Source organism: Sphingomonas sp., assembly GCF_035910975.1.
Classification (GTDB): domain Bacteria; phylum Pseudomonadota; class Alphaproteobacteria; order Sphingomonadales; family Sphingomonadaceae; genus Sphingomonas.
The window spans coordinates 383,661-409,741 of record NZ_JAMHWM010000029.1; the positions used below are offsets into that span (position 1 = coordinate 383,661).

Sequence of the window (26,081 nt, forward strand, 5' to 3'; positions counted from 1 at the left end):
CCCCTCGCCCCCAAGCGGCCCTCCCAGGCTCGCCCGCACATCAACCGGTTTGTCGGGGATCAGTTGTGCGACTGCGAATAATAGGCCTGCAACGGGCGCACTTCAAGGGATGCGGTCGCCAACGCCGCGATCGATCGCGCCGCCGCCACCGCAGCCGAGGCTGTCGTAAAGTACGGGATTTTCTGCGCCAGCGCCGATTTGCGGATTTCCTGGCTGTCCTTCAGCGACTGCCATCCTTCCGTGGTGTTCATCACCATCGCCACCCCGCCGTCGCGGATGCGATCGACGATGTTCGGGCGGCCCTGCGCCACCTTCAGCACCGGCTCCACCTTCACGCCGTTGGCCAGCAGATAGTCCGCCGTGCCGCCGGTCGCGACGATCTCGAAGCCCTGTTCGGCCAGGATGCGCACGCCGGGCAGGATCACCGGCTTGTCGCTGTCCTTGACGCTGACGAACACGGTGCCCGACGACGGCAGGACGGTGCCCGCGCCAAGCTGCGCCTTGGCGAAGGCGATCGGGAAATCGCGATCGATCCCCATCACTTCGCCGGTAGACTTCATTTCGGGTGACAGCACCGGATCGACACCGGGGAAGCGGTTGAACGGGAAGACGGCTTCCTTCACCGCGATATGCCCGTCGGCGCGGTTGATCGCCGGCAGGTCGGTCAGCTTCTGCCCGGCCATCACCAGAGACGCGATCTTGGCGACCGGCGAACCCACCGCCTTGGCGACGAACGGCACCGTGCGGCTGGCGCGCGGATTGACCTCGATCAGATAGACGACATCCTTAGGTTGCTCGTCCTCACGGCCGCTGGCCTTCACCGCGAACTGGATGTTCATCAACCCGACGACGCCCAGCGCGTGCGCCAGAGCTTCCGCCTGCCGCTCGATCTCGGCGATCACTTCACCCGACAGGCTATATGGCGGCAGGGTGCAGGCGCTGTCGCCCGAATGGACGCCGGCCTCCTCGATATGCTGCATGACGCCGGCGACCACGACATCGGTGCCGTCGCAGATCGCATCGACATCGACCTCGATCGCGTCACGCAGATAGCTGTCGATCAGCACCGGCGAGTCGCCGGACACCTGCACCGCCGTCTGGATATAGTGATCGAGTTGGGCGACGGTATCGACCACCTCCATCGCGCGGCCACCCAGCACATAGCTCGGGCGCATCAGCACCGGATATCCGATGCGCTCGGCGACCGCGATCGCCTCCTCGCGATTGCGGGCAAGCCCGTTGGCCGGCTGTTTCAGCCCCAGCTTCGCGACCAGCGCGGCGAAACGCTCGCGGTCCTCGGCCAAGTCGATCGCGTCGGGGCTGGTGCCCAGAATCGGGATGCCCGCATCCTCCAGCGCCTTGGCCAGGTTCAGCGGCGTCTGCCCGCCGAACTGGACGATCACGCCGACCAGCTCGCCTGCCTGCTGCTCGACGTGGAGGATTTCCAGAACGTCCTCGGCGGTCAGCGGCTCGAAATAGAGGCGGTCCGACGTGTCATAATCGGTGCTTACCGTCTCCGGATTGCAGTTGACCATGATCGTCTCGAAACCCGCGTCGGCCAGCGCGAAGCACGCGTGGCAGCAGCAATAGTCGAACTCGATCCCCTGCCCGATGCGGTTCGGTCCGCCGCCCAGGATAACGATCTTGCGGCGCCCGCTCGGGGCAGCCTCGTTCTCCGGCTCACCGAAGCTCGGCGCCTCATAGGTCGAGTACATGTACGGCGTCTTCGCGTCGAACTCGGCCGCGCAGGTATCGATCCGCTTGAAGACGGGACGCACGCCCAGCTTGTGGCGATGCTCGCGCACCTCCGCCTCGGTCACGCCGCCGGTCATCGCCTTCACCGCCTCGTGAATCAGGCCGCTGCCGCGCGCGATGCCGCGCTGCATGCCGCGCAGATGCGCCGATTCGAGCGCCAGCCACGCCAGCCGCCGGTCGCTGAAACCCATCGCCTTCAGCCGGCGCATGCCCGCCGCGTCGATCGGCAGGCCATTGGTCGCCACCTCGGTCTCCGCCGCGATGATCTCGGCGATCCGCTCCAGGAACCACGGATCGAACTTCGCGATCGCGTTCACCTCGGCGACGGTGAAGCCTTCGCGCAGCGCCTGCGCAGCGACCAGCAGCCGGTCGGGCGTCGCCACCGCGAGCGCCGCCTCGATCTCCTCGCGGGGCGCGCCCTTCAGCCGCTCGACCGGATTGAAGCCGCACAGCCCCGTCTCCAGCCCGCGCAGCGCCTTCTGCATCGATTCATGGATGTTGCGGCCGATCGCCATCACCTCGCCGACCGATTTCATCGCGGTGCCCAGCACGGCCTCCGCGCCCTTGAACTTCTCGAAGGCGAAGCGCGGCACCTTGGTGACGACGTAATCGATCGTCGGCTCGAAGCTGGCCGGGGTCGCGCCGGTGATGTCGTTGGTGATCTCGTCGAGCGTATAGCCGACCGCCAGCTTCGCCGCGACCTTGGCGATCGGGAAGCCGGTGGCCTTGGACGCGAGCGCCGACGACCGCGAAACGCGCGGGTTCATCTCGATCACGATCAGGCGGCCGTCCTTCGGATTGACCGCGAACTGGACGTTCGAACCCCCTGTTTCCACGCCGATTTCGCGCAGGCAAGCGATGCTCGCGTTGCGCATGATCTGATATTCCTTGTCGGTCAGCGTCAGCGCCGGCGCGACGGTGATCGAATCGCCCGTATGGACGCCCATAGGGTCGATGTTCTCGATCGAACAGACGATGATGGCATTGTCCGCGCGGTCGCGGACCACCTCCATCTCATACTCCTTCCACCCGATCAGCGATTCCTCGATCAGCACCTCGGTGGTGGGCGACGCGTCCAGCCCCTTGCGGACGATCTCGATGAATTCCTCGCGGTTGTACGCGATGCCGCCGCCGGTGCCGCCCATGGTGAAGCTGGGGCGGATGATCGCCGGCAGCCCGGTCCGGGCCAGCCCCTCCAGCGCCTCCGCCTCGCTGTGCGCGATCGCCGAGCGGGCCGATTCCAGCCCGATCTTCGACATCGCGTCCTTGAACTTCAGCCGGTCCTCGGCCTTGTCGATCGCCTCCGCATCGGCGCCGATCATCTCGACGCCGTATTTCGCCAACGTACCGTCGTTGAACAGCGCCAGCGCGGTGTTGAGCGCGGTCTGCCCGCCCATCGTCGGCAGGACGGCGTCGGGCCGCTCCTTCGCGATGATCTTGGCGACGATCTCGGGCGTGATCGGTTCGATATAGGTCGCGTCGGCGAGTTCCGGATCGGTCATGATCGTCGCCGGGTTCGAATTGACCAGGACGATGCGGTACCCGTCCTCCTTCAACGCCTTGATCGCCTGCGTGCCCGAATAATCGAACTCGCACGCCTGCCCGATGACGATCGGCCCCGCGCCAATGACGAGGATGGAGGAGATGTCGGTGCGTTTGGGCATCTTACTTCTTTTCGTCCGCGAACTGTTCGTTGCCGATGAAACCAAAACGAACGCCGTGCTCATTCGCATTTGATGCGGTGAACATGTTCATCAGGCAGGCAAGGTTGTCGCCAAGGTTGTTATAATTTTTGTTAGACACGAAATCCAGTCGGGTTGCTATTAATGCCCCATGCACAGTTAACGCGCTTTCTGGCTTTATCTCGCAGGCATGTTCCAGCGCGACAGCGAACGCACCAACACCCTGCTCAGGGCGGAAGCTCGGCACACGGTCTTGCAACCGCTTCGATATCAGCCAAGCAAGGGCTTCAGCCTTGCGCTGTGGACGATTTTCGCGTTCAGAAAACTCGTAAAACGCGGTCCGCTGGGCATCATTCTCGATAGTCAGGATGTAAAACGGATGCACTGCCGCCTTGAGGCACCTTAATTTTTGATCGGTAGGTGTGCCTAGATCGCTAATCCTGATTTCATCGGACTGAAGCTCGTCCTCATATTTTATCCTGATGCCCGGCCGCAGAATGCCGCATTGGACAATCGCTTCAATTGTATTCTCATATCCGGGCTGTGGCGGCAGATCGATCACCGCAACATCCCCACAAACCGCTCGAACAGATAGAAGCTGTCCTGCGGCCCTGGCGACGCCTCGGGGTGATACTGAACCGAGAACGCCGGCTTGTCGGTCAGCTCCAGCCCCGCGTTCGACCCATCGAACAACGACACATGCGTCTCGCGCGCGTTCGCGGGCAGGCTGTCGCGTTCGACCGCGAAGCCGTGGTTCATGCTGGTGATCTCGACCGCGCCGTCTTCCAGCCGCTTGACCGGGTGGTTGGCGCCCCGGTGGCCCTGGAACATCTTGGTCGTCCGCGCGCCCACCGCGAGACCAAGCAGCTGGTGGCCCAGGCAGATGCCGAACAACGGCTTTCCGGTCTCCAGCAACTTCCGGATCACCGGCACCGCATATTCGCCGGTGGCGGCGGGGTCGCCGGGGCCGTTCGACAGGAAGATGCCGTCCGGCTCCAGCGCCATGATCTCGTCATATGTCGCCGTCGCCGGCACCACCGAGACTTTAGCTCCGGCGTGAACAAGGTTGCGGAAGATATTGTGCTTGCTGCCATAATCGATCGCGACGACGTGAGGCTTGCCGTCATCCTGACGAAAGTCGGGATCTTGCGCCTCGGGCGTTACGCTCGCGGCGTGAGATCCCAGCGTTCGCTGGGATGACGAGGTGTAGCCGAACCCCAGCCGCCATACGCCGCCCGCGCGATCCTCGCCCCAGCCGCCATGCGTCTCGCGGGTAACCACTTTGGCGAGGTCCATCCCCTCCAGCCCCGGCCACTCGCGCGCCATCTGCTGGAGCAGCGGGATATCGAACGTGCCGTCGGCCGAATGCGCGATCACCCCGTTGGGCGCGCCGCCCGTCCGGATGCGCCGCGTCAGCGCCCGCGTGTCGACGCCTGCCAGCCCGATCCGGGCATGCTTCTTCATCCACTGGTCCAGCGGCTCGGCCGCGCGGAAGCTCGACGGTGCTGTCACGTCCTCGCGCACGATCATGCCCAGCGCGTGGGGGTTGTCCGCCTCCACGTCGTCCGGGTTGGCGCCGACGTTGCCGATATGCGGGAAGGTGAAGGCGATCATCTGGCCCGCGAACGACGGGTCGGTCATGATCTCCTGATATCCGGTCATCGCGGTGTGGAAGCACACCTCGCCCACCGCCTGGCCCTCCGCGCCGAATCCTCGGCCCCACACGACTTCGCCGCTGGCGAGGACGAGGACGCCCGTCGCTCCTTCGGGGACGTGCGAAGAGGTGGCGTCGGCCATGATCGGCGGGCACTCCGGTACAGGTTTGCAGCAATGTCGCTAAGTCGCGGCGGCTACGCTCCCTCGCCTCCCGCGTCAACCGGCGCTAGAGGGCTTTCCATGATTCGAGACGACATCAAAGCCGCCCAAATCGTCGCCATGAAGGCTGGCGACAAGGAATCCCGCGCCGCGATCAGCCTGATCCAGGCCGCGATCAAGAACCGCGATATCGAAGCGCGCGCGCCTCAGTCGAGGGAGGGCAAGGCCCCTGACAGCGACGACGCGCTGGTGGTCGAAGTGCTGCAGAAGATGGTCAAGCAGCGCCGCGAATCGATCGAGATGTTCGCGAAGGGCGGCCGCCAGGAACTGGCAGATGCGGAGGCCCGCGAGGTAGCGGTGATCGAACGCTTCCTGCCCGCCGTACTGTCCGACGCAGAGACGGCGGCCGCGATCGAGGCGATCAAGGCGGAGATCGGCGCGGCCGGCATGAAGGACATGGGCCGCGTGATGGCCGAACTGAAGGCCCGCCATGCCGCCAACCTGGACATGGCGAAGGCGAGCGGGCTGGTGAAGGCGGCGTTGAGCTGATAAGGGGTTTATAATGCGGGCGTGAGTCTCACCCCCGCCTTCCTCGACGAGCTGCGTCACCGGACCCTGTTGTCCGGGCTGATCGCGAAGACGGTTAAGCTTCAGCGCGCGGGTCGCGAGTTCCGCGCCTGCTGCCCGTTTCACAACGAGAAATCGCCGAGCTTCTACGTCAACGACGACAAGGGCTTTTATCACTGCTTCGGGTGCGGCGCGCATGGCGATGCGATCCGCTGGCTGACCGATAATCGCGGCCTGCCGTTCCTCGATGCCGTGAAGGATCTGGCGCAGGCGGCGGGCATGGACATGCCGGCACCCGATGCCCGCGCCGCCGAAAAGGCCCAGCGCGCCAAGGGCCTGCACGACGCGATGCAGGCGGCGGCCGACTGGTTCGAGGAGCAGTTGGGCGGCCTCGACGGCGGGGAAACCCGCGAGCTGCTGAAGCGCCGGGGCGTGAACGACGCGACCCGCCGCGCCTTCGGCCTGGGCTATGCCCCCGATTCGCGCGGCAAGCTCAAGACCGCGCTGCGCGATTTCGGCGACCCGATGCTGGTCGAGGCCGGGCTGCTGATCGCGGTCGACGAGAAACCACCCTACGACCGGTTCCGTGGCCGGCTGATGATCCCGATCCGCGATCCGCGCGGACGGACGATCGCATTTGGTGGCCGCATCATCGGCGACGGCGAGCCCAAGTATCTCAACTCGCCTGAGACCCCGCTGTTCGACAAGGGGCGCACGCTCTACAACCTCGATCGCGCATTGCCCGCCGCGCGCAAGGCCGGCCGGATCATCGCGGTCGAGGGCTATATGGATGTGATCGCCCTCGCCCAGGCCGGGTTCGAGGAGGCGGTCGCCCCGCTCGGCACCGCGCTCACCGAACACCAGCTCGACCGGCTGTGGCGGATCGCCGACGTGCCGATCCTGTGCTTCGACGGCGACGCGGCGGGGCAGAAGGCGGCAATGCGCGCGGCGATGCGGGCGTTGCCGATGCTGGCGCCGGGACGCAGCCTGTCGTTCGTGACGATCGCCGACGGGATGGACCCGGACGATCTGGTGCGGACGAAGGGGCCGGCGGCGTTCGACGCGCTGCTGCGCGCGCCCGAGCCGCTGGTCGACCGGCTATGGCGTCATGAGCTAGCCGCCGAGCCGCTCGACACGCCCGAGCAGCGCGCCGGGCTGAAACAGCGGCTCGACGCGTTGGCCGGCGCGATCCAGGATCGCGGCGTCGCCGATGAATATCGCGCCGAGTTCCGCCGCCGCGCCTTCGAACATTTCGCCCCTGCCCCACGCGCGTTCGTGCCGCGTTCTCCCCGCAAGCCGGGGCAGAAATGGACGCCGCCGCCCGAGCCGCCCTCGCAGGCGGCACGCGCGCTCAACGCCGGCGGGATCGACCGCGTGCTCGCCAAGGCGGTGCTCGCCGGCCTGATCCGCCATCCGGCGGAAATCGCGCGGCACATGGAAGTGCTGGGCGGCCTGCGGCTGGCCGACGGCGCGCTCGGCCGGCTGTTCGAGGCGGTGGTCGATGTCGCGCTGGAGGACCGCGCGCTTGATAGCGCCAAGCTGGTCACCATATTGGCGCGGTCGGGGTTCGATTCCATGGCCGCCGACCTGCTTCGTGCCGATACCGTTTCGTTCAGCTTCACCGCGGCGCAGGCCGATGAGGCTCAGGCTCGCGCCGACCTGGACGAAGCGATCGCGGTGCTGGCGGCGCGGCCGGCGGTCGATGCCGCACTGGCCGAGGCAACGGCGGCGGTGGCCGAACGTTTCACCGACGAAGCGTTCGATCGCCAGGTTTTCCTGGTGCGCGAGCGTCAGGCACTTGAGGCACGACTTGCAAATCTGATGCTCGATGACAAAGAGCAGAACTGAAATTCCCGAGGATAATTGATGGCTAAGTCCAACGGCGGCGGCAACAGCGGCGGCGACGACATGACGATCGAAACCGGCGACGCGCCGCTGATCGACCTGAACGAAGGGTCGCTCAAGAAGCTCGTCGCGCGCGCCAAGAAGCGCGGCTACATCACCGTCGACCAGCTCAACGAGATGCTGCCGCAGGACCAGATGACGTCCGAGCAGATCGAGGACGTCATGTCCGCGCTGAACGACATGGGCGTCAACGTCGTCGAGAACGAGGAAGCCGGCGAGGACGAAACGCCGGAAGACGACACGCCCGAGGAAGTCGACGCCCAGGACGACGGCACCGACGGCAGCCAGACGTTCGAGGTCGCCAAGAAGAAGGAGACGGTCGATCGCACCGACGATCCCGTCCGCATGTACCTGCGCGAGATGGGAGCCGTCGAGCTGCTCAGCCGCGAGGGCGAGATCGCCATCGCCAAGCGGATCGAGGCCGGCCGCGACACGATGATCCTGGGGCTGTGCGAATCGCCGATTACCTTCAACGCGATCATCGGCTGGTCGACTGCGCTCAACGAAGGCACGATGCAGCTGCGCGAGATCCTCGATCTCGACGCCATGCTGTCGAAGGGGCCGTCGGCGGAGCAGGTCGAGAGCGCCGAGGACGACGATTCGGGCGAGATCAGCGAAAAGACCGCCGGCACGACCTTCAAGGAAGAGGAAGAAGTCGAGGAAGCGCCCGAGGAAGAGGACGAGGATTCGATGACCGAGCGGCGCACCCCGCGGCCGTCGGACGACGATGACGAGGACAATACCCTCAGCCTCGCGCAGATGGAGGAGACGCTCAAGCCGCAGGCGCTGGAGAAGTTCGCCAACATCACCGCGATCTACAAGAAGTTCGGCAAGGTCCAGGAGGACCGGCTGCAGGCGATGGCCGCGGGCGGCGAACTGTCCGCCGGCGACGAGCGCAAATACCACAAGCTGCGCGAGGACCTGACCGCCGAGGTCGAGAGCGTCCAGTTCCACCAGGCGAAGATCGAATATCTGGTCGACCAGCTTTATTCGTTCAACCGCCGCCTCACCGCGCTGGGCGGCCAGATGCTGCGTCTCGCCGAGCGCCACAAGGTGCCGAGGAAGGCGTTCCTCGACGCCTATGTCGATCACGAGCTCGACGAGAATTTCCTGAGCGCCAACGCGAAGACCGACAAGAAATGGGCGGCGTTCGCGGAGAATGAGGCCGGTTCGGTCGATCGCATCCGCACCGAGATCGCCGAGATCGCGCAACAGACCGGCATGGCGCTGGGCGAGTTCCGCCGCATCGTCAACATGGTGCAAAAGGGCGAGCGCGAGGCACGGATCGCCAAGAAGGAGATGGTCGAGGCGAACCTGCGCCTCGTCATCTCGATCGCCAAGAAATACACCAACCGTGGCTTGCAGTTCCTGGACCTCATCCAGGAAGGCAACATCGGCCTGATGAAGGCGGTGGACAAGTTCGAGTACCGCCGCGGCTACAAGTTCAGCACCTATGCGACGTGGTGGATCCGTCAGGCGATCACCCGCTCGATCGCCGATCAGGCGCGGACGATCCGTATCCCGGTGCACATGATCGAGACGATCAACAAGCTGGTGCGCACCAGCCGCCAGTTCCTGCACGAGCAGGGCCGCGAGCCGACGCCCGAGGAAATGGCCGAGCGCCTCTCCATGCCGCTGGAGAAGGTGCGCAAGGTGATGAAGATCGCCAAGGAGCCGATCTCCCTCGAAACGCCGATCGGCGACGAGGAGGATTCGCACCTGGGCGATTTCATCGAGGACAAGAACGCCGTGATCCCGGTCGACGCCGCGATCCAGGCGAATTTGAAGGAAACCGTCACCCGCGTGCTGGCGTCGCTGACCCCGCGCGAGGAACGCGTGCTGCGCATGCGCTTCGGCATCGGCATGAACACCGATCACACGCTGGAGGAAGTCGGCCAGCAGTTCTCGGTCACGCGCGAACGCATCCGCCAGATCGAGGCGAAGGCGCTGCGCAAGCTCAAGCATCCGAGCCGCAGCCGCAAGATGCGGTCGTTCCTCGACCAATAGGCGAACCGTCCCGGATCACGCGGGTGATCCGGGGCTTCGTCACCGCCTTGCTAGTCGATGCGGGCGCTGCGCCGGAATAGCGCGGCGGAGGTTAGCCACAGCGCCGCGAATACGGCACCGACGATCAGCACCCCGGCAACGCCGTGCGGTTCGTTGCGCGGCGTCGAAGGCGCGGTCGCCACGAACGCCATGACCACCAGTTGCACCCCGGCGACCGCGACCATCGCGCGCGCCATGCCACGCGCCTCGAACCGCACCGTCCAGGCGCAGGCGGCGGCGGCAAAGACGATGCCGAAGAAGCCGAGGTTGACCGGATTGTCGTCGCTGCCGACCATCCTGATCCAGAATTGCGCGAGGCTCGCCGCCAGCGCGATCGCGCCTGCCGCCGAATAATATGCCCTGCCCGTCATCGTGCGCCTTTCCTGCCGTTTGATGGCGACGAGGCTAGCGAACGGCCCGCCGCCGGACATGAGCAAAGGCTGAGCTTTACCTGAAATCGCCGCCAGGGCGGAGGACCGGGTCCGCCGCCGGCGTACCGACGGCCGGCATCTTTCGGTTCCCGCTCGTCAGAAATGCAGCCCGACCCCGGCGTTGTACGTCACATCCCCACGCCGTGTGTCGATCGCCGCACCCGCGCGCAGCACAGGTGCGTTCTCACCGCTGAACGCCTTTGACGCGCCGAACGCGATCGACACCTCGCCGCCCTTGCCCCCCATGCTGACACCGGCGAAGCCCTTGCCCGGTATCATCGACTGGGGGAGACCTGAAAGCGCCGCACCGCCCGCTGCGACGCCGTTCATCTCACGGCGCAGGATCGCGTTGTTCTCGCCGATCAGCGCCTGCGTCATCCCCATCTGCTGGTCCAGCGCGCGCATCACGGCGCGGTCGGTGTAGAGGTTGGCGGCGGACAGGGTGCTGGCCATCGCCCCGGTCAACTGGCCGACCGTCGCGGCATCGTCCGCTTGCGTGCCCGCCGCGACACCTGAGATGCGGCGTGCGCCGGCAGTTCCGGCCATCGACACCTCCGTACCGCCGAGCCCGTCGCCGAGCCGGATACCGCCGTCGGCGCCGACCTGGACGATACCGATCCGCCCCGCCGACACATCGGCGCGCAACGCCTGTGTGCCGGCAACCGCGGCGTCGGCGGTGGAGGCGACCGCCTCGATCCGCGCGTCATGCCCGGCGAGCCGCACATCCTGCGCATCGTTGCGCGCCCGTTCACGCGCGATCGAGGCGCTGTTGTCGCCAACGCGAACGTCGAGCGCGGCCACCGCGGACACGGTGCCTGACAGGGTGGTCTCCACCATGCCCACCCGCTCACCGAGTACCGAGACATCGACCGCGAGCGCGCCGACGGCGGTGTTGGTGGCCACCAGATCGGTACGGATCGTCGCCACGTCACCCGCGAGGCCGTCCACCCGTCCACCGAGTGCCGCCAGGCCGGCGGCATTGGTTTGCGCGGCCCCCTCCAGCGCACCGACGCGGCCATCGAGCGCGCCCACGCGGCTGTCGAGTCCGCTGGTCTGAACCGACAATGCAGCGATCGCGGTTTCGGTGGCGTCCACACGCGTGCCCAATCCTCCGAGTTCGGTCTCGACCGCAGTCAACCGCCCCCCGTGCAGCGACACCTCGGCGCGAACCGCCGCGACGTTATCTTGCAGGCCCGCGATGCTGGCGATCATGCCCGGTCCGCCGCCTCCGCCACCACCGCCGACCGCGATCTGCAGCGCGGCGATCGCGCCGTCATGGGCATCGACGCGGCTGCCCAGCCCGGCAACCGCCGCGGCGCTGTTTGCCGCTCCCGCTTGCAACGCGGCGATCTGATCCCCCTGGGTCGCATTGATCGCCTGTTGTCCGTCGATCCGGGCGCCCAGCGCAGCGACACCCGTCTCCAGCGAGCCGACGCGTCCGCCGAGCGCGGCGGTTGCGACTTCGTTGCCCCCGACGCGCAGGTCGAGCGCCGCCGTCGCGGCGAGCGCGTCCGCCGCGGCGGCTTCGGAAGCATCGATCCGCGTGCCCATTCCCGCTATCTGGTTGCCCTGGCTCGCCAGCTGCCCGTGCAGGGAAGCGATCTGGCCGTCATGCGTCGCGATACGGCCCAACGCGCCGGTCAGTCCGCCTTCGACGCCCCCCAACCGCGTGTCGAGGTCCGCTGTCGCACCTTCCTGCGCCCCCAGCCGGAGGTCGAGCGCGGCGAGACCGCCCGCGTTGGCATCGATCCGGGCCGACAGCGCATTGTCCGCCGCATGCAACACCGTGATCGCTCCCTCGTTGACGGTTACCCTCGCATCAAGCGCTGCCCCGATCGCGACCTGCGCATCCACTCGGGCCGACAGCGCGGTCGCGGCGGCGGCGTTCGCGGCGACGGCCGTCGACAGCGACTGAACATTCGAGCCCATGGTCGCCAGCGCCGACGTCGTACTCACGACCTGCCCCTCCAGAACCGTGATCCGCCCGGCCTCCAGGGTCACGCGTGCATCGAGGTTGAGCAGCGCGTCGTTGATGGTGAGCGACAGGATTTGGGCCGGGGCGGCCGTGGCCGTGCCGAGCAGGAGCATGGCGACCAGACAGGTTTTGCGGGTGAAGTGGCGCGATGTCATGTGCGGTTCCTCCAGAGATGCGCCGATTATGGGGCGTCGGCCTGCACGCAAGGCGGTGGCGCAAGGCGGAGGAAATTACGCAGTTTGCGCGGTGTCGCCCCCTGTTGAGGCCGGAATAACCACTTCACTGACAAAGAGTTACCGCGAATTCGGAGCCATTTGTGGCTTTCTGCGTACTATTGGCGCAGACTATAAGAGGATCGGCCCGGCGCTATCGGGCCCGCAACCCGGGGAGAGGCAGTGGACACGGTTTCCGCGTCCGAACTCGTCAGGCGTTTCGGAGCGTGGCAGGATCGCGCGCTCAGCGCTCCCGTATACATCCGCCACCATGGCCGTGCGCGACTCGTACTCGCGTCGGTGGATTTCATGCAGCGACTGGTCGACGCTCCCGGCCGCGCCCACCGTGACCCGTTCGACCAGGCGCAAGCTTTGCTCGACCTGATCCCCGCGATGGTCATCGTCGCGGACCAGGATCTTCACGTCCGCGCCATGACCCCTTCCGCCCACCGCCATTTCGCCCGCGACGACGTGTCCGGCATCGCACTCGAAGGGTTGTTGCCTGACGGTATCCGTCCGATCGTGATGCGCGCGGTCGATCAGGTCTGCGCGACCGGTATCGTCGAAACCTTCCTGCTGCGGATCGGCGGCGGCGGCGAGCGGCGGATGGATGTGACTGTACAGCCCTATGGTCCGGGCGTCGCGATCGTCGGTCGCGACCGCGAGGAAACAGACGCCCGGGTCGAGCGCAATGCCCTGTCCGATGCGGTACAGCAGACGCTGGCCGTACTCGGCGATGTCGCCATCCTGCGCATCAATCTGCGCGGCTTCGTCACCGAGGCGACGCCGACCTTCGGCGCGATGACGGGCCTGTCGGTCGAAGCCTATCGGAGCGTTCGCCTGGCGACGCTGTTCGATATCGGATCGCGGGCCGGCGTCAGTGACGCCTTCGAACGCGCGGTGGAACGGATCGAGCCGCAGGCGGCCGATGCCGTGCTGCTGGTCAATCGCGGGGCGGCGGTGCCGGTGCGTGTCGGACTCTCCGCCGAAATGCTGCGATCGTCGATCGACGCGGTGATCGCCACCGTCGCCTATGCTCGCTGAGCACCCCACCCGCCGGTTGCCAGATACTTAAAGGCGGATAAACCTCGCTTTTACGCGCTTCGGTATAGGCTTTGCCCCGACATCGGCTCCTGCGTCGCCCCCGGCGGCTGCGTGTTCCCGATCATGACGGCGAGGTTCCATGGCTTTCGGCAAGACTCAAGGCGACAGGTTCGGTGAGGCGTGGGCCGCGATCACCGCTTTGGTTGATGCCGACGGCAGTGCGCGGGAGGCTCAGGTTCAGGCGCTTGTCCGTCCCGGCGCGACGATGCGTGACCTGGCCGACGCCACCCATTGCCTGTGCCTCCTTCACGGACGCCACCCGGGCGTGTTCGATCTGGCGCGCGGGCGGGCGACGCATCCCGCCTCGGCCAGCTGGCTGGCCAGCGTGGCCGATGCCTTTGCCGGTGAGCGCGCCACGCTCGTCCGGCTTGTCGCCGCGGTCGGCCCCCTGCCCAGCACGCCCGGCCAGGCGGAATCGGAAGCCGCCATCGCGGCGCAGCTTCACGCGATCGACATGCTCGCCGCATCGGATCGCCCGGGATGCCCGGTGGGTGCCGCACTGGCGTTGCTGCTGGACTGGGCGTCGGTGCGCGCCGTGCTCGCCACCGTTGCCACGCGCAGCGGCATCGATCTGCCCGACGCCCCGCTGCCGGGAGAGGCCGAATGCGCCACGCTGGTCGCCATGCTGGCCGATTCGGTTTCGTTCGAACGCGCGATGCTGTTCGGGGCGCAACAGTTGCTCGCGCAGCACCGCGCGCTGTGGCAGTTGCTCGAAGGACGCGCCGCCGCCCGCTCGGCAAGCTGAGGCGCTCCCCTGCCGCTTGCACTGCCACCGTCAGGCGTTAGTGCGTACCCGATCTTCCAAAGCTACCGATCGGGGATGCGATGCGTTTCGAAGGCACCCAGAGCTATGTCGCCACCGACGATCTGAAGGTCGCGGTCAATGCCGCCGTCACGTTGCGGCGCCCGTTGCTGGTCAAGGGCGAGCCCGGCACCGGCAAGACCGTGCTGGCCTATGAGATCGCCAAGGCGGTCGGCGCGCCGCTGATCGAGTGGAACGTCAAATCGACGACCAAGGCGCAGCAGGGGCTGTACGAATATGACGCGGTCGCCCGCCTGCGCGACGGCCAGCTCGGCGACGAGCGGGTCCATGACATCGCCAACTACATCCGCCGCGGCAAATTATGGGAAGCCTTCACCGCCCCCCAGCTGCCCGTCCTGCTGATCGACGAGATCGACAAGGCGGATATCGAATTCCCCAACGACCTGCTCCAGGAACTCGATCGCATGGAGTTCCACGTCTACGAGACGAAGGAAACCGTGCGCGCCGTCGAACGGCCGATCGTCGTCATCACCAGCAACAACGAGAAGGAACTGCCCGACGCGTTCCTGCGCCGCTGCTTCTTCCACTATATCAAATTTCCCGATCGCGAGACGATGCAGGCGATCGTCGATGTCCATTTCCCCGGCATCCAGAAGCTGCTCGTCAGCAAGGCGATGGACGTATTCTACGATATCCGCGAAGTGCCGGGCCTGAAGAAGAAGCCGAGCACCAGCGAACTGCTCGACTGGCTGAAGCTGTTGCTGCACGAGGACATGCCGCTGGATGTGTTGCAGAACCGCGATCCCGCCAAGGCCATCCCGCCGCTGCACGGGGCGTTGTTGAAGAACGAACAGGATGTCATGCTGTTCGAACGGCTGGCGTTCCTGAGCCGACAGCGGAAGTAGCGCCCGCGGCTCGGCCCGCACGCTTTGTTGGCGGGCGATCGAGGCCGACGCTACGGGGGAACCCGAATGTCGATCCTGCGTCGTGCGCCGTCGGTCTATGCCCTGCTCTTCGCCATCCTTGCCATCACCGCCGTCGCGACCTGGCTGATCCCGGCCGGCGAACATGACCGGCTGACCTATGACAAGGCCGGCGCGGCGTTCGTGATGACCGGCAGCGGCGGCGAACGGCTCGCGCCGGCAACGCAGCAGACGCTTGACCAGCTCGGCATCCGCGCCCCGCTCGCCAGCTTCGTCGACGGCACCGCATCGCGCCCTGTCCCGATACCGGGCAGCTATCGCCGAACCGATGCAAAGCCCGCCAGCCCGCTGGCGATCCTGACCGCCCCGGTCGCCGGGATGGTCGCGGCGGCGGACATCATCTTCTTCGTGCTGGTGATCGGCGGCTTCGTCGCGCTGTTCAACCGCTCGGGGGCGTTCGACGCTGGCCTCGCCAGCCTGGCGCACCGGTTTCGCGGACGCGAATACTGGCTGATCGCGATCGTCACAATTCTGATGGCGACGGGCGGCGCGACGTTCGGCATGGCCGAGGAGACGCTCGCCTTCTACCCCCTGCTCGCCCCCGTGTTCCTGGCCGCCGGCTACGACCGGATGGTGCCTCTGGCCGCTATCTACGGCGGGTCGCAGATCGGGGTGATCGGCAGCATGACCAACCCGTTTTCGACGATCATCGCCAGCGCCGCTGCCGGAGCAAGCTGGACCGACGGCATCGTCGCGCGCGGCGCGATCTGGTTGATCGCGGTCGCGCTGCTGCTGGCTTGGACGATCCGCTATACCAGCCTGGTGCGCCGCGATCCCGCGCGGTCGCTGGCGCCGACCGCCGTTGCCGACGTACCGGCCACGGCCGAAGTCCATGCCGGCGCGCCGCCCGCGCTCACCCCGCGCGTGAAGGTCATGTTGCTGCTGTTCGCGGCGACCTTCGCCGTGATGATCTTCGGTGTCGCCCGGCTCGGCTGGTGGTTTTCTGAGATGACCGCGCTGTTCCTTGGCGCGGCGATCCTGCTCGGCCTGTTCCAGCCGGCGGGCGACCGGACCGAAACCTTCCTGAAGGGTGCGCGCGACCTGCTCGGCGTCGGCATGGTCGTGGGCCTGGCGCGCGGCGTGACAGTGATCCTGGAAGGCAGCCGCGTCGATGCGACGATTATCGACTGGGCCAGCCGTCTGCTGGCCGGCACGCCGCCGTCGCTGTTCCTGATCGGCGCGATGGCGTTCTTCTTCGTCTTCTGCCTCGCCATCGCGTCGTCCTCGGGGATGGCGTTGCTGACGATGCCGCTGCTCTCCCCGGTGGCGGCGGCGGTCGGCGTATCGGGCTCCGCGCTGGTCAGCGCCTATCTGTTCGGCCAGGGCCTGATGAACCTGATCGCCCCGGTCGGCCTGATCCTCCCGTCGCTAGCGATGCTGGGCGTCGGATATGGCGCGTGGTTGCGGTTCATAACGCCGGTGATGGCGGTGCTGGCGCTCTGTTGTATCGCTGCGTTGGCGATGGCGGCCTGAAGCAGCCCCGCGCTAACCGAATCTCAACCGCCGCTGGTGCATCAGCTTGCGGATGCTGGGTGGCGTAATCAGGCGGATAGGGATCGGCGCGGCGATGGTCGCGGTTCCGCTGCCCGCGACCGCATCGATCCTCGACTATGTCGGCCAGTGCGTGCCCTTCGCGCGCGCAGCGTCGGGCATCCAGATCTACGGCGATGCCTGGACCTGGTGGGGCCAGGCCGACGGACGCTATCCGCGTGGCAAGGCGCCGCGCGTCGGCGCGGTCGTCGCTTTCGCCAAATCGTCGAAGCTGCCTCTCGGCCATGTCGCCGTCGTCAGCCGTATCGTCGAACCGCGCGTGCTGATGCTGACCCATGCCAACTGGTCGCGCTTCGACGGCAAGCGCGGGCGTGTCGAACAGGACGTGACCCTGTTCGATGTGTCACCGCGCAACGACTGGTCGCAGGTGCGCGTCTGGTTCCGCGACACCACCGGGCTCGGCGGATCGACCTATCCGGTCCATGGCTTCATCTACGGCCCGCGCGGCGGCAACACGCGCGAATTGAGCGGCGCGGCACCCGATTACGTCGGGTCGCTGATCGACGCCTACGCGCCCTAGCGTCCGGGCATCCGATGCCGCACGATCGCGCGGCGATGCCCGCTCCGTCCCCATCCGCACGCCTCTGGCCACTGCTGCTGTTGTTGATCGTTGCGCTGGGCGCGGCGTGGCGGCTCGCCGCCGCACAGGGCGGGCTGTGGCTGGACGAGGCGTGGTCGGCTGTGTTCGCACGCGATGTCGCCACCCCGGCGGGCGTGTTCCTGAACATCCATCACGACAATAATCACCATCTGAATACGCTGTGGCTGCAACTGGTCGGGATCGATGCGACCCCGATTGCGCAGCGCGGGTTGTCGATCGTCACGGGCACGCTGGCGATCATTGTCGCGACGCTGATCGTCGCGCCGCGCGGGCGGGCGGTCGCCCTCGCGACGGCGGCGCTGTTCGCGCTGGCGCCGATGCTGGTCACCTATGGCAGCGAGGCGCGCGGTTATGCGCCGATGACCCTGTGCCTGCTGATCGCGATCTGGATCGTCGGGCGATGGCTCGACGCACCGGAGCGTCCGGTACCGGCGCTGGGGCTGGCGGCGGTTGTCGTGCTTGGGTTGCTCTCCCAGCTTACGATGCTGTTCGGCCTGTTCGCGCTGGCGGGCTGGGTCGCCTGGCGACGCGGTGCAGTGGCGGGAGCGGTGCGGGGGCTTGGCGATACCGCGAGGCTGATCGGCCCGGCCATGATCGCCGCGCTTTTGACCGCCGGCGCGGTCCTGTGGTGGCTTCCGGGAATGGCCGGCTTCCAGTTCGGCAACTACCAGACGTTCACCCTCGCGGACTGGAGCGCGGGCCTGCGCGACATGCTGGGCTACGGAACCGGTCTGTTCCTCCCCGTTCCCCTGGCGCTCGCGACACTAGTAACCCTTGTCGGGGCGATCCTCTGGCAAGGCGGCCCCAGAGCCCCCTTCTACCTCCTCGCCATTGCCGGCCTGCCGCTCGGCGTCGCGCTGGTCCAGCTCGGCAACCCCGGCATCCCGCGCTACTATCTGCTGTCGGCGATCGCGATCCTGCTGTTCGCCGGAGAAGCGCTGGGCGCCACGCTTGCCCGGCCGGGCCGATCGCGCCTCGCCGGCATCCTCGCGCTCGGGCTGCTGCTGATCGGCAGCGTGCGCGAGGATATCCGCATCGTCCAGGATCGTCGGGCCGACACCGGCGCCGCAATCGCCGCCATGCACGCGCGGGCACCCGGAGGCGCCACCGTCACGCTCGACCGCCCGCGCGCCTCGGCCGTGGTCGAGGTCGGCGCCGCCCGCCTCGCCTATCCGGTGCGGATAACCCCCTGTGGCCGTTTCCTGTTCGTCGATCGCGACGGCGAAGAGCCGTTCCCAACGCGCCCTAGCCTGTGCGGGGCGCAATACCGTCCGATCGCTGGCGGCATCGCGTTCGGCCTGTCGGGCACGCATTGGCGGCTGTACGAACGCGCACTGACACCGTAACGCTGGCGCCCATGTTCCTGGGCTTCCTCGACGAGCTGCGTGCCGCCGGCATTCCCGCCAGCCTGAAGGAGCATCTCGTCCTGCTCGAGGCGCTCGACCGCGACGTGATCGAACGGACGCCCGAAGCCTTTTATTACCTCGCCCGCGCCACCTTCGTGAAGGACGAGGGGCTGCTCGATCGCTTCGACCAGGTCTTCGCCAAGGTGTTTCGCGGCGTCGCCACCAGTTATGGCATCCAGGGCGGAGACATCCCCGCCGACTGGCTGAAGGCCGTCGCCGAGAAATTCCTGACGCCGGAGGAAATGGCCGAGATCAAGTCGCTCGGCAGCTGGGACGAGATCATGGAGACGCTCAAGAAGCGCCTCGAGGAACAGCAGGGTCGCCACCAGGGCGGCAACAAATGGGTCGGGACCGGCGGCACGTCGCCCTACGGCAATTCGGGCTACAACCCCGAAGGCGTGCGGATCGGCGGCGAGAGTACTCACAAGCGCGCGATCAAGGTGTGGGATCAGCGCGAGTTCAGGAACCTCGACAGCACCCGCGAGCTCGGCACCCGCAATATCAAGGTCGCGATGCGCCGCCTGCGCCGCTTCGCGCGCGAGGGCGCGGCCGATGAACTCGATATCGACGGCACGATCGAAGGAACGGCGAAACAGGGCTGGCTCGATGTGCGGATGCGGCCGGAACGGCACAATGCGGTGAAACTGCTGCTGTTCCTCGACGTCGGCGGATCGATGGACCCGTTCGTGAAGCTGTGCGAGGAGTTGTTCTCGGCCGCCACCGCCGAGTTCAAGAACCTCGAATTCTTCTACTTCCACAATTGCCTGTACGAAGGCGTGTGGAAGGACAACCGCCGCCGCTTCACCGAACGCACGCCGACATGGGACGTGCTTCACAAGTTCGGCCACGACTATAAGGTCGTACTGGTCGGCGATGCGTCGATGAGCCCGTACGAGATCACCCATCCCGGCGGCTCGGTCGAGCATATGAACGAGGAAGCCGGCGCGGCGTGGCTCTACCGGCTGACCAACACCTATCCCGCGACCGTATGGCTCAACCCGGTACCGCAGGAACAATGGGGTTATTCGCAATCAGTGCGGATCATCCGCGAACTGGTGAACGACCGAATGTACCCGCTGACGCTGGCGGGCTTAGACGATGCGATGCGGGAGCTGGGACGCAAACAGTGAGGGTGGCTTCGGCCATGCTCGTCGTATCCCTCGCGATTACCGGCTGCCAGGGGCCTTTCGATGGCAGGCCTCCCGCTTATGCCTACAAGAAATTCTCCGACCGGCTTCGCGCATTGACGCTGGGGGTGTTTGGATTGCCATGCCGCGAACCGATGCAACACAACGGCGTCACATATGAGATGTTCACGGGCGTTGACGCGTGCCTCTCCACGACAGCTCCGCGGCGCTATTCGGGTGTCTGGCTGACCGATTTTGAAGCGTCGCACTTCGTGCCGTCGAGCAAGGGCATTCCGAAAAGTTGGCGATGGACCCCGTGGTCGATTGACCTCGAAATCGGCAGGACGACGGACAGCCGCCTGAAAGACGGCATCCGCGCGTCACCCCGCCGCGCCTACACGATCAGCTTCGTCGGCCGTGAGGTCGCCTACCCCGCGCGCAACCGATTTGGGGGATCCGATCGTATCGTTCTCGTCGACCGCGTGGAGGCACTTCGCCCGATACCGGCCCCCCGGCGAACGATGATGTGCCTGCCCGAATGCGAATGGATCAAATAGACGAACAGGCCCCTTGCCCGCCCCCGCCGATCCCGCGAAAGCTGAGCCCCGCACATCGGGGACGACAATGGCGATTCTTTCCGACATCTGGATTCGCGAGCAGGCGCTGGCACACGGCATGATCGAGCCGTTCGTGGAGGGGCAGCGGCGCGAGGGCTGCATCAGCTACGGCCTGTCGTCCTACGGCTATGACGCGCGCGTCGCCGATGAGTTCAAGATCTTCACCAACGTCGATTCGGCGGTGGTCGATCCCAAGAATTTCGCCGCCAACAGCTTCGTCGATCGCCAGACCGACGTCTGCGTCATCCCGCCGAACAGCTTCGCGCTGGCGCGGACGGTCGAATATTTTCGGGTGCCCCGCGACGTGCTGGTGATCTGCCTGGGCAAGTCGACCTATGCGCGCTGCGGCATCATCGTGAACGTGACCCCGCTCGAACCCGAGTGGGAGGGTCATGTCACGCTGGAATTTTCCAACACCACGCCGCTGCCCGCCAAGATCTACGCCAACGAGGGCGCGTGCCAGTTCCTGTTCCTCAAGGGCGACCAGCCCTGCGAGACCAGCTACGCCGACCGCGCGGGCAAATATATGGGCCAGCGTGGAGTGACCTTGCCGAAGCTGTAACCGCCGTTGATCTGCGCGGCGGAGCTTACCCCGCCGACGCTCAGGATCAGCGCGCCGCCGTCTGGATCGCCGCGATGCGCGACAGGCCACGCTGGGCGATGACGTGTGAGGACACCGGCCGGGCGTCGCCAAGATCGAGCATCACCGCATCGCGCGACAGGGCGTCGCGGTAGAGCGACGTCGCCAGATCCGCACGACCGGTGCGGGCATAGACCGCCGCCAGATTGATCGTCACTTCGGGTCGAGCCGGGAAGATCCGGCGCTCGGCGGCGAGCGTCTGTTCGGCCGAAGTGAAGTCGCCCCGCACGATCGCGTCGTGCGCCGTCCGCACCGCGCCGCCGTTCGCCATCGCCGGCGTCGCTCCGCACAGACACGCGGTGACTGCGCCAAGCACCATCCCGATCTTCGCCATCGACCTCTCCACGTTCATGTTACAGTTCGATGACAGAAGAGTGTCACTTTTGTTTCATGTACGCAATAGGCCTTCGCGACTTGCTCCGGGGCCAGGCGCCGAGCACAAAAAAAAGGGGCGGCCGAAGCCGCCCCTTTCCGTTTCGCTGTTTCTACCCCGGTCGGGATCAGAAATCGTTGCGATACTGTTCGTTGCCGACGAAGCCCAGCTTCGACACGTTCGCGCGCTTGATGATGACCAGCACCGTATCGACCACCTCGTACCGCGCCTGCGGATCGGGGCGGAAGTGCAGTTCGGGCTGGGGCGCCATCGCGACCGTCCGCTCCAGATACTGGCGTAGCGTCACCGGATCGATCGGCGCACCGTTCCAATAGGTGGTGCCCGCCGGATCGATCGTCAGCGTGTTCTTTTCCGGATCGATCTGATTCGCCTGATTCGTGCTCTGCTGGGGAAGGTCGACCTTCACCGCATGCGTCTGAACCGGGATCGTGATGATGAACATGATGAGGAGAACGAGCATGACGTCGATCAACGGCGTCGTGTTCATTTCCATCATCGGCTGGCCGTCGTCCGTGCCGCCGCTCATAGCCATGTCGAAATACTCCTAAGACTGTTCCGCGGGCGGATCACTGACGGGCCACGGTCGTGCCGGGGGGCGGTTCGGAGATGAAGCCGACTTTTATGAAACCGGCCATCTGCATCGTGTACACAGCACCACCGACGCAGCGGTAGGGCGTGTTCACGTCGCCGCGAATGTGCACCTCGGGGATGTCGTCCGGCGTGATGTTCGCGCCCAGGCGATCGACCACGCCCTTCAGCTTGCTCACGCCGCGATCGAGCAGTTCCTGGTGCGTCACCGGGGTCTGGCCCCACGCTACCTGGCACTGGCCGCCGTTGCCGGTGATCGACAGCAGCACGTTCTCGGGCTTGGTCTGGGTCGGCTCATAGGCCACCTTGGGCAGCTCAAGCGGCACTGTCTGGATCACGACCGGGATCGCGATCAGGAAGATGATGAGGAGCACCAGCATAACGTCGACGAGCGGCGTCGTGTTGATGTCCGACATCGGGGTATCGTCGGCGGAACCTCCGCCTGTGCTCATCGCCATTGCGAGCCTATCCTTACTTCAACTTGCCCAGTCCGGCGCGAGCGTCGCGCCGGGCCGATCCGGGGCCGTGCGCAGATCGCGCGGCCCCGGAATTTCAGACTTACGCCTTGGTCTGCACGCCGCCGGACTGGCCGGCAGTCGTGGTCGCCGCGGGCTTGGCCGGAGCCGCCGCCTTGGCTGGCGCACCCTTCGCCAAGCTCGGACGGACGGCGCCGTTCGAGGCCAGGAAGCCCAGCACGTCGTTCGAGAAGGCCGACAGGTCTTCCGAGATCGACTTGTTACGGCGCTGCAGCCAGTTGTAGGCAAGCACGGCGGGAACCGCCACGGCCAGGCCGAGCGCGGTCATGATGAGCGCTTCACCGACCGGGCCGGCGACCGCGTCGATCGACGCCTGACCGGCCATGCCGATCTTGATGAGCGCGCGATAGATGCCGATAACCGTGCCGAACAGGCCGATGAACGGCGCCGTCGCGCCGACGGTCGCGAGGAACGCGAGGCCGGTGCCCAGCTTCGAGTTGATCGCCGCTTCCGAGCGGGCGAGCGAGCCGTGCAGCCAGTCATGCGCTTCGACCGGGTCGGTCAGCTGCGAGTGCTGGTCCTGCGCGGTGATGCCGTCGTCGACGATCTGGCGATAGGCCGAGTTCTTGTCGAGCTTCGCCGCGCCCTCGCGCAGGCTGTTCGACGACCAGAACGACTGGCGCACGCGCTTCGCCTGGTTGATCACCTTCTGCTGTTCGAACAGCTTGGTGAACATGATGTAGAACGACACGATCGACATGCCGACGAGGATCAGGAAGGTGGCCCAGGCGATCGAGCCGCCCTGTTCCAGCGCGGCCCACAGGCCGTACGGGTTTTCCCCACCGTGGGCGCCGGCCGCCGGAGCAGCAGCGGCGAGAATGGTCGTGATCATGCTCGGTTGGTCCTTTGACTAAAAACGTGAAACGCCAGTTGAAGTCTTAACCGGTGGCGCGGGCGGACCCGCGCCTCCGCATATCCGCTACTGTTCCAGCTGCCAGCGCACGTTGAGCTGGTAGGTCGATGCGATCGGATTGCCGTCATCGTCCTTCGCCGGAGTGAACCGGACGCGAGCCCGCGAGATACGACAGGTCGCATCGTCGAGATCGCGGTTGCCACTGCCCGACGTCACGCGGCAGTCGCTGACGCGACCGTCGGTGCCGATCGTGAGCGCCGCGGACACCCGGCCCTCGGCACCCTCGCGGCGCGCCGTCGGCGGATAGTTGTCCGGCCCGAAGAACTGCCCCGGGTTACCCTTCGGCGATGCCTTCTGGCTGATCCGCGGCGGGGGCGGCGGCGCAGGCGGCGGCGGCGGAGCCGGCGGCGGCGGCGTATAGGCCGGCGGCGGTGTCGGCACCGACTGGATCACGATCGGCGGCGCCGTCGTCTGCACGATCGGCGGCGGCGTCACAACCGGCGGCGGCTGGACCGGCTGGTCCGGCGGCGGCGGCGGCGGCGGCACTTCTTCAGGCGGCGGCGGCGGCTCCTCGACCTCAAAGGTCGACAGCTTCTCCTGGGCCTTCTTCACATATTGATAGGCGAGCCCCGTCACGAAGGCGTAGCCTATCACGGCGTGCAACAGCGCGACGATGACAAGTGCCACCACGCGGTTACCGCTCATACTCCGGTCAGCGTAGGCCATTCAGCTACGAAACTCCCTCATGACTGACTTAAGGGGGCGCCGGATCTCTCCATTGCCATCCTTCCGCCGCAGACGTGGACATGCCTGCGGCAGGGCGAATGTGTCTCTATCACGTGGTTGCGACGACGCAAACGCTTTGTCGGGCGCAACAAACGTACAGCCGCCGTGCACGCAAATTATTTCTGTATCATACCATGCCCTGCGGCTATCGATTTGCATCATGCAGTGGATCATTCCCGCGCGGCTTTCGATCGCGCTCGCAGCGGCCGGTTGTGCCGCATTTCCGGCGCTGGCGACCCAGATCGTGGCCGAATCGGGGCAGGTCGGCCCGAGTTACGCCGCGGTCGCCGGCCGGGTGCTCGGCGCGTCCGCGGTCATCGACGCCACGATCCGCAGCGCGACACGGCTGAAGCCCGAAGAATCGCCCGGCCTGCGCCCCGGACACGCCCGATTCTATGTCACCGCGGATGTCGGCGCACTGATTCGCGGCCCAGCCGGCGTCGCGACGCGAATCTCCTACCTCGCCGATGTTCCGCTCGATTTCCGGGGCCGCCCGCCCAAGCTGCGCAAGGCCCGCGTGCTGCTGTTCGCCCGCACCGTGCCCGGTCGACCGGCCGAGGTGCAGCTGACAGCGCCCGACGCTCAGCTTTCCTGGACGCCCGCGCTCGACGCGCTTGTTCGCACGATCGCGCGCGAAGTGGTCGCCGCCGATGCGCCGCCCGCTATCACCGGGGTGGGGAATGCCTTCCACGTCGCCGGCACCCTGCCCGGCGAGGGCGAGACGCAGATATTCCTCAACACCGCCGACAGCCGCCCCGTATCGCTGTCGATCCTGCGCCGCCCCGGCGAGCAGCGCCGCTGGGCGGTCGCGTTGAGCGAGATCGTCGATGAGGCCGCCGGACCGCCGCCGCGCGACACCCTGCTGTGGTATCGCCTCGCCTGCGGCCTGCCCCCTGCCCTGCCCGCACGATCGGTCGTGGCGATGGAGCCCGCCGATGCCGCCGTCGCGCGCGCGGATTACCAGTTCGTCCTGCGCGCGCTGGGGCCCTGTCGCTAGGCGTCACGGGCGAGGTGGACGAAATCCCGGCCGAAGCTCTTCAGATGCGCGCCGCCGTCGACGAAGATCGTCTGGCCCGTCACAGCCCGCGCCTGCGCCAGCCATAACACGGCGTCGGCGACCTCGTCCGCGCGCGCGTTGCGGCCCAGCGGCATCATCCCGCCGATTCGCTCGACCTGGCCCGGTGCGTAATCGGGAGTCGGCAGGACCAGGCCCGGCGCCACGCCGTTGACCCGTGCGGCTGGGGCCAGCGCCAGCGCCAGCGTGCGGGTCGCCTGCGCCAGCGCCTGCTTGCTGATCGTATAGGCCTGCTGGTCGACCGGAGGATTGGCGATCCGCTGGTCGAGGATGTTGACGATCGCGGCACCGGCCGCTCCGGCGGCTACGGCCCGCGCAAGTGCCACGGGAGCGGCGAGATTGACCGCCAGGTGATCGAGCAGCGTGTCGGGCTCGCCCCCGTCCGTGCCGATCGCGGCGAAGCGCGACGCGCTGTTGACAAGCAGGTCGATCGGGCGGCCGAATCGCGCCGCCACCTCGGGAACAAGCCGCGCGACCGCGCCCGCGTCGTTCAGATCGGCGGTAAACAGCGCGTGGCGCGACCCGGCAAGCCGCTCGACCAGCCACGGCTCGGCTGCGGCGCCGCTGCCGCTGTGGAGCGCCAGATCATAGCCCGCCTCCGCCAGCCGCGCCGCGATATGCGCCCCCAGCCGCCGACACCCCCCGGTGACTAGCGCAAGCGGCGCCATG

General features: G+C 66.8%; 24 protein-coding genes. 13 read left to right on the top strand and 11 right to left on the bottom strand.

The features are described 5' to 3' along the window. Nucleotides 1–59 precede the first annotated feature (59 nt). Genes carB through carA form a run of 3 tightly spaced genes read right to left on the bottom strand, consistent with a single transcriptional unit; the run spans nucleotide 60 to nucleotide 5,234 of the window. Nucleotides 60–3,419, bottom strand: coding sequence for a carbamoyl-phosphate synthase large subunit (gene carB / locus VYI76_RS08280; RefSeq protein WP_326524290.1), 3,360 nt, complete (start codon nucleotides 3,417–3,419; stop codon nucleotides 60–62). A gap of 1 nt (nucleotide 3,420) precedes the next feature. Then, entirely contained in the window at nucleotides 3,421–3,999 is a 579-nt protein-coding gene (locus VYI76_RS08285; protein WP_326524291.1) for a hypothetical protein, read from the bottom strand. Beyond that, on the bottom strand, nucleotides 3,996–5,234 hold the full coding sequence (gene carA / locus VYI76_RS08290) for a glutamine-hydrolyzing carbamoyl-phosphate synthase small subunit (protein WP_326524292.1): 1,239 nt from the start codon (nucleotides 5,232–5,234) through the stop codon (nucleotides 3,996–3,998). The genes VYI76_RS08285 and carA overlap by 4 nt, the downstream gene beginning before the upstream one ends. Nucleotides 5,235–5,333: 99 nt before the next feature. On the opposite strand from carA, the gene VYI76_RS08295 reads away from it, so the two are divergent. The 3 genes from VYI76_RS08295 to rpoD are packed head-to-tail and all read left to right on the top strand — an operon-like array spanning nucleotide 5,334 to nucleotide 9,731. Then, entirely contained in the window at nucleotides 5,334–5,801 is a 468-nt protein-coding gene (locus VYI76_RS08295) for a GatB/YqeY domain-containing protein (protein WP_326524293.1), read from the top strand. Nucleotides 5,802–5,822: 21 nt separating this feature from the next. Continuing rightward, nucleotides 5,823–7,667 (top strand): DNA primase, encoded by a 1,845-nt coding sequence (gene dnaG / locus VYI76_RS08300; protein WP_326524294.1) that lies wholly within the window; start codon nucleotides 5,823–5,825, stop codon nucleotides 7,665–7,667. Nucleotides 7,668–7,685: 18 nt separating this feature from the next. Then, nucleotides 7,686–9,731: an RNA polymerase sigma factor RpoD gene (rpoD, locus tag VYI76_RS08305; RefSeq protein ID WP_326524295.1), complete on the top strand. Its 2,046-nt coding sequence runs from the start codon at nucleotides 7,686–7,688 to the stop codon at nucleotides 9,729–9,731. A gap of 50 nt (nucleotides 9,732–9,781) precedes the next feature. Here rpoD and VYI76_RS08310 read toward each other — a convergent pair whose 3' ends face one another. Next, nucleotides 9,782–10,141 carry a hypothetical protein gene (locus tag VYI76_RS08310; RefSeq protein WP_326524296.1) on the bottom strand — a complete coding sequence of 120 codons (360 nt, stop codon included), beginning with the start codon at nucleotides 10,139–10,141 and terminating at the stop codon, nucleotides 9,782–9,784. 156 nt (nucleotides 10,142–10,297) lie between these two features. Further along, entirely contained in the window at nucleotides 10,298–12,331 is a 2,034-nt protein-coding gene (locus tag VYI76_RS08315) for a hypothetical protein (protein ID WP_326524297.1), read from the bottom strand. A 240-nt stretch (nucleotides 12,332–12,571) separates the two neighbouring features. Between VYI76_RS08315 and VYI76_RS08320 the strand changes: the two genes are divergently transcribed. From VYI76_RS08320 to dcd, 9 genes are all read left to right on the top strand, one after another. Further along, complete coding sequence (locus VYI76_RS08320) at nucleotides 12,572–13,432, top strand: PAS domain-containing protein (protein WP_326524298.1); 861 nt, start codon at nucleotides 12,572–12,574, stop codon at nucleotides 13,430–13,432. 139 nt (nucleotides 13,433–13,571) lie between these two features. Continuing rightward, a complete protein-coding gene (locus VYI76_RS08325) occupies nucleotides 13,572–14,237 on the top strand; it encodes a DUF6975 family protein (protein WP_326524299.1) in 666 nt (221 codons plus the stop codon). A gap of 80 nt (nucleotides 14,238–14,317) precedes the next feature. Next, nucleotides 14,318–15,160 (top strand): AAA family ATPase, encoded by an 843-nt coding sequence (locus VYI76_RS08330; protein ID WP_326524300.1) that lies wholly within the window; start codon nucleotides 14,318–14,320, stop codon nucleotides 15,158–15,160. Between the two features lie 66 nt (nucleotides 15,161–15,226). After that, the gene (locus VYI76_RS08335) at nucleotides 15,227–16,711 is read left to right on the top strand and encodes a YfcC family protein (protein ID WP_326524301.1); all 1,485 of its coding nucleotides are present in this window, start codon (nucleotides 15,227–15,229) and stop codon (nucleotides 16,709–16,711) included. Between the two features lie 94 nt (nucleotides 16,712–16,805). After that, complete coding sequence (locus VYI76_RS08340; RefSeq protein WP_326524302.1) at nucleotides 16,806–17,309, top strand: CHAP domain-containing protein; 504 nt, start codon at nucleotides 16,806–16,808, stop codon at nucleotides 17,307–17,309. Between the two features lie 35 nt (nucleotides 17,310–17,344). Beyond that, the gene (locus tag VYI76_RS08345; protein ID WP_326524303.1) at nucleotides 17,345–18,736 is read left to right on the top strand and encodes a hypothetical protein; all 1,392 of its coding nucleotides are present in this window, start codon (nucleotides 17,345–17,347) and stop codon (nucleotides 18,734–18,736) included. Nucleotides 18,737–18,747: 11 nt separating this feature from the next. Continuing rightward, entirely contained in the window at nucleotides 18,748–19,926 is a 1,179-nt protein-coding gene (locus tag VYI76_RS08350; protein WP_326524304.1) for a vWA domain-containing protein, read from the top strand. A 14-nt stretch (nucleotides 19,927–19,940) separates the two neighbouring features. Further along, entirely contained in the window at nucleotides 19,941–20,480 is a 540-nt protein-coding gene (locus tag VYI76_RS08355) for a hypothetical protein (protein ID WP_326524305.1), read from the top strand. A gap of 67 nt (nucleotides 20,481–20,547) precedes the next feature. Further along, entirely contained in the window at nucleotides 20,548–21,102 is a 555-nt protein-coding gene (gene dcd, locus VYI76_RS08360) for a dCTP deaminase (RefSeq protein ID WP_326524306.1), read from the top strand. A 46-nt stretch (nucleotides 21,103–21,148) separates the two neighbouring features. On the opposite strand, the gene VYI76_RS08365 is transcribed toward dcd, so the two are convergent. From VYI76_RS08365 to VYI76_RS08385, 5 genes are all read right to left on the bottom strand, one after another. Next, nucleotides 21,149–21,514, bottom strand: coding sequence for a tetratricopeptide repeat protein (locus tag VYI76_RS08365; protein WP_326524307.1), 366 nt, complete (start codon nucleotides 21,512–21,514; stop codon nucleotides 21,149–21,151). A 166-nt stretch (nucleotides 21,515–21,680) separates the two neighbouring features. Next, nucleotides 21,681–22,106, bottom strand: coding sequence for an ExbD/TolR family protein (locus tag VYI76_RS08370; protein WP_326524308.1), 426 nt, complete (start codon nucleotides 22,104–22,106; stop codon nucleotides 21,681–21,683). Nucleotides 22,107–22,140: 34 nt separating this feature from the next. After that, a complete protein-coding gene (locus tag VYI76_RS08375) occupies nucleotides 22,141–22,620 on the bottom strand; it encodes an ExbD/TolR family protein (RefSeq protein WP_326524309.1) in 480 nt (159 codons plus the stop codon). A 100-nt stretch (nucleotides 22,621–22,720) separates the two neighbouring features. Next, nucleotides 22,721–23,530, bottom strand: coding sequence for a MotA/TolQ/ExbB proton channel family protein (locus VYI76_RS08380; protein WP_326524310.1), 810 nt, complete (start codon nucleotides 23,528–23,530; stop codon nucleotides 22,721–22,723). Between the two features lie 87 nt (nucleotides 23,531–23,617). Beyond that, nucleotides 23,618–24,277, bottom strand: coding sequence for an energy transducer TonB (locus VYI76_RS08385; RefSeq protein ID WP_326524311.1), 660 nt, complete (start codon nucleotides 24,275–24,277; stop codon nucleotides 23,618–23,620). A 220-nt stretch (nucleotides 24,278–24,497) separates the two neighbouring features. On the opposite strand from VYI76_RS08385, the gene VYI76_RS08390 reads away from it, so the two are divergent. After that, nucleotides 24,498–25,334 carry a hypothetical protein gene (locus VYI76_RS08390; protein ID WP_326524312.1) on the top strand — a complete coding sequence of 279 codons (837 nt, stop codon included), beginning with the start codon at nucleotides 24,498–24,500 and terminating at the stop codon, nucleotides 25,332–25,334. Here VYI76_RS08390 and VYI76_RS08395 read toward each other — a convergent pair. After that, complete coding sequence (locus tag VYI76_RS08395) at nucleotides 25,331–26,080, bottom strand: SDR family oxidoreductase (RefSeq protein WP_326524313.1); 750 nt, start codon at nucleotides 26,078–26,080, stop codon at nucleotides 25,331–25,333. The two genes, VYI76_RS08390 and VYI76_RS08395, sit on opposite strands and share 4 nt — an antisense overlap. Nucleotide 26,081 lies beyond the last annotated feature (1 nt).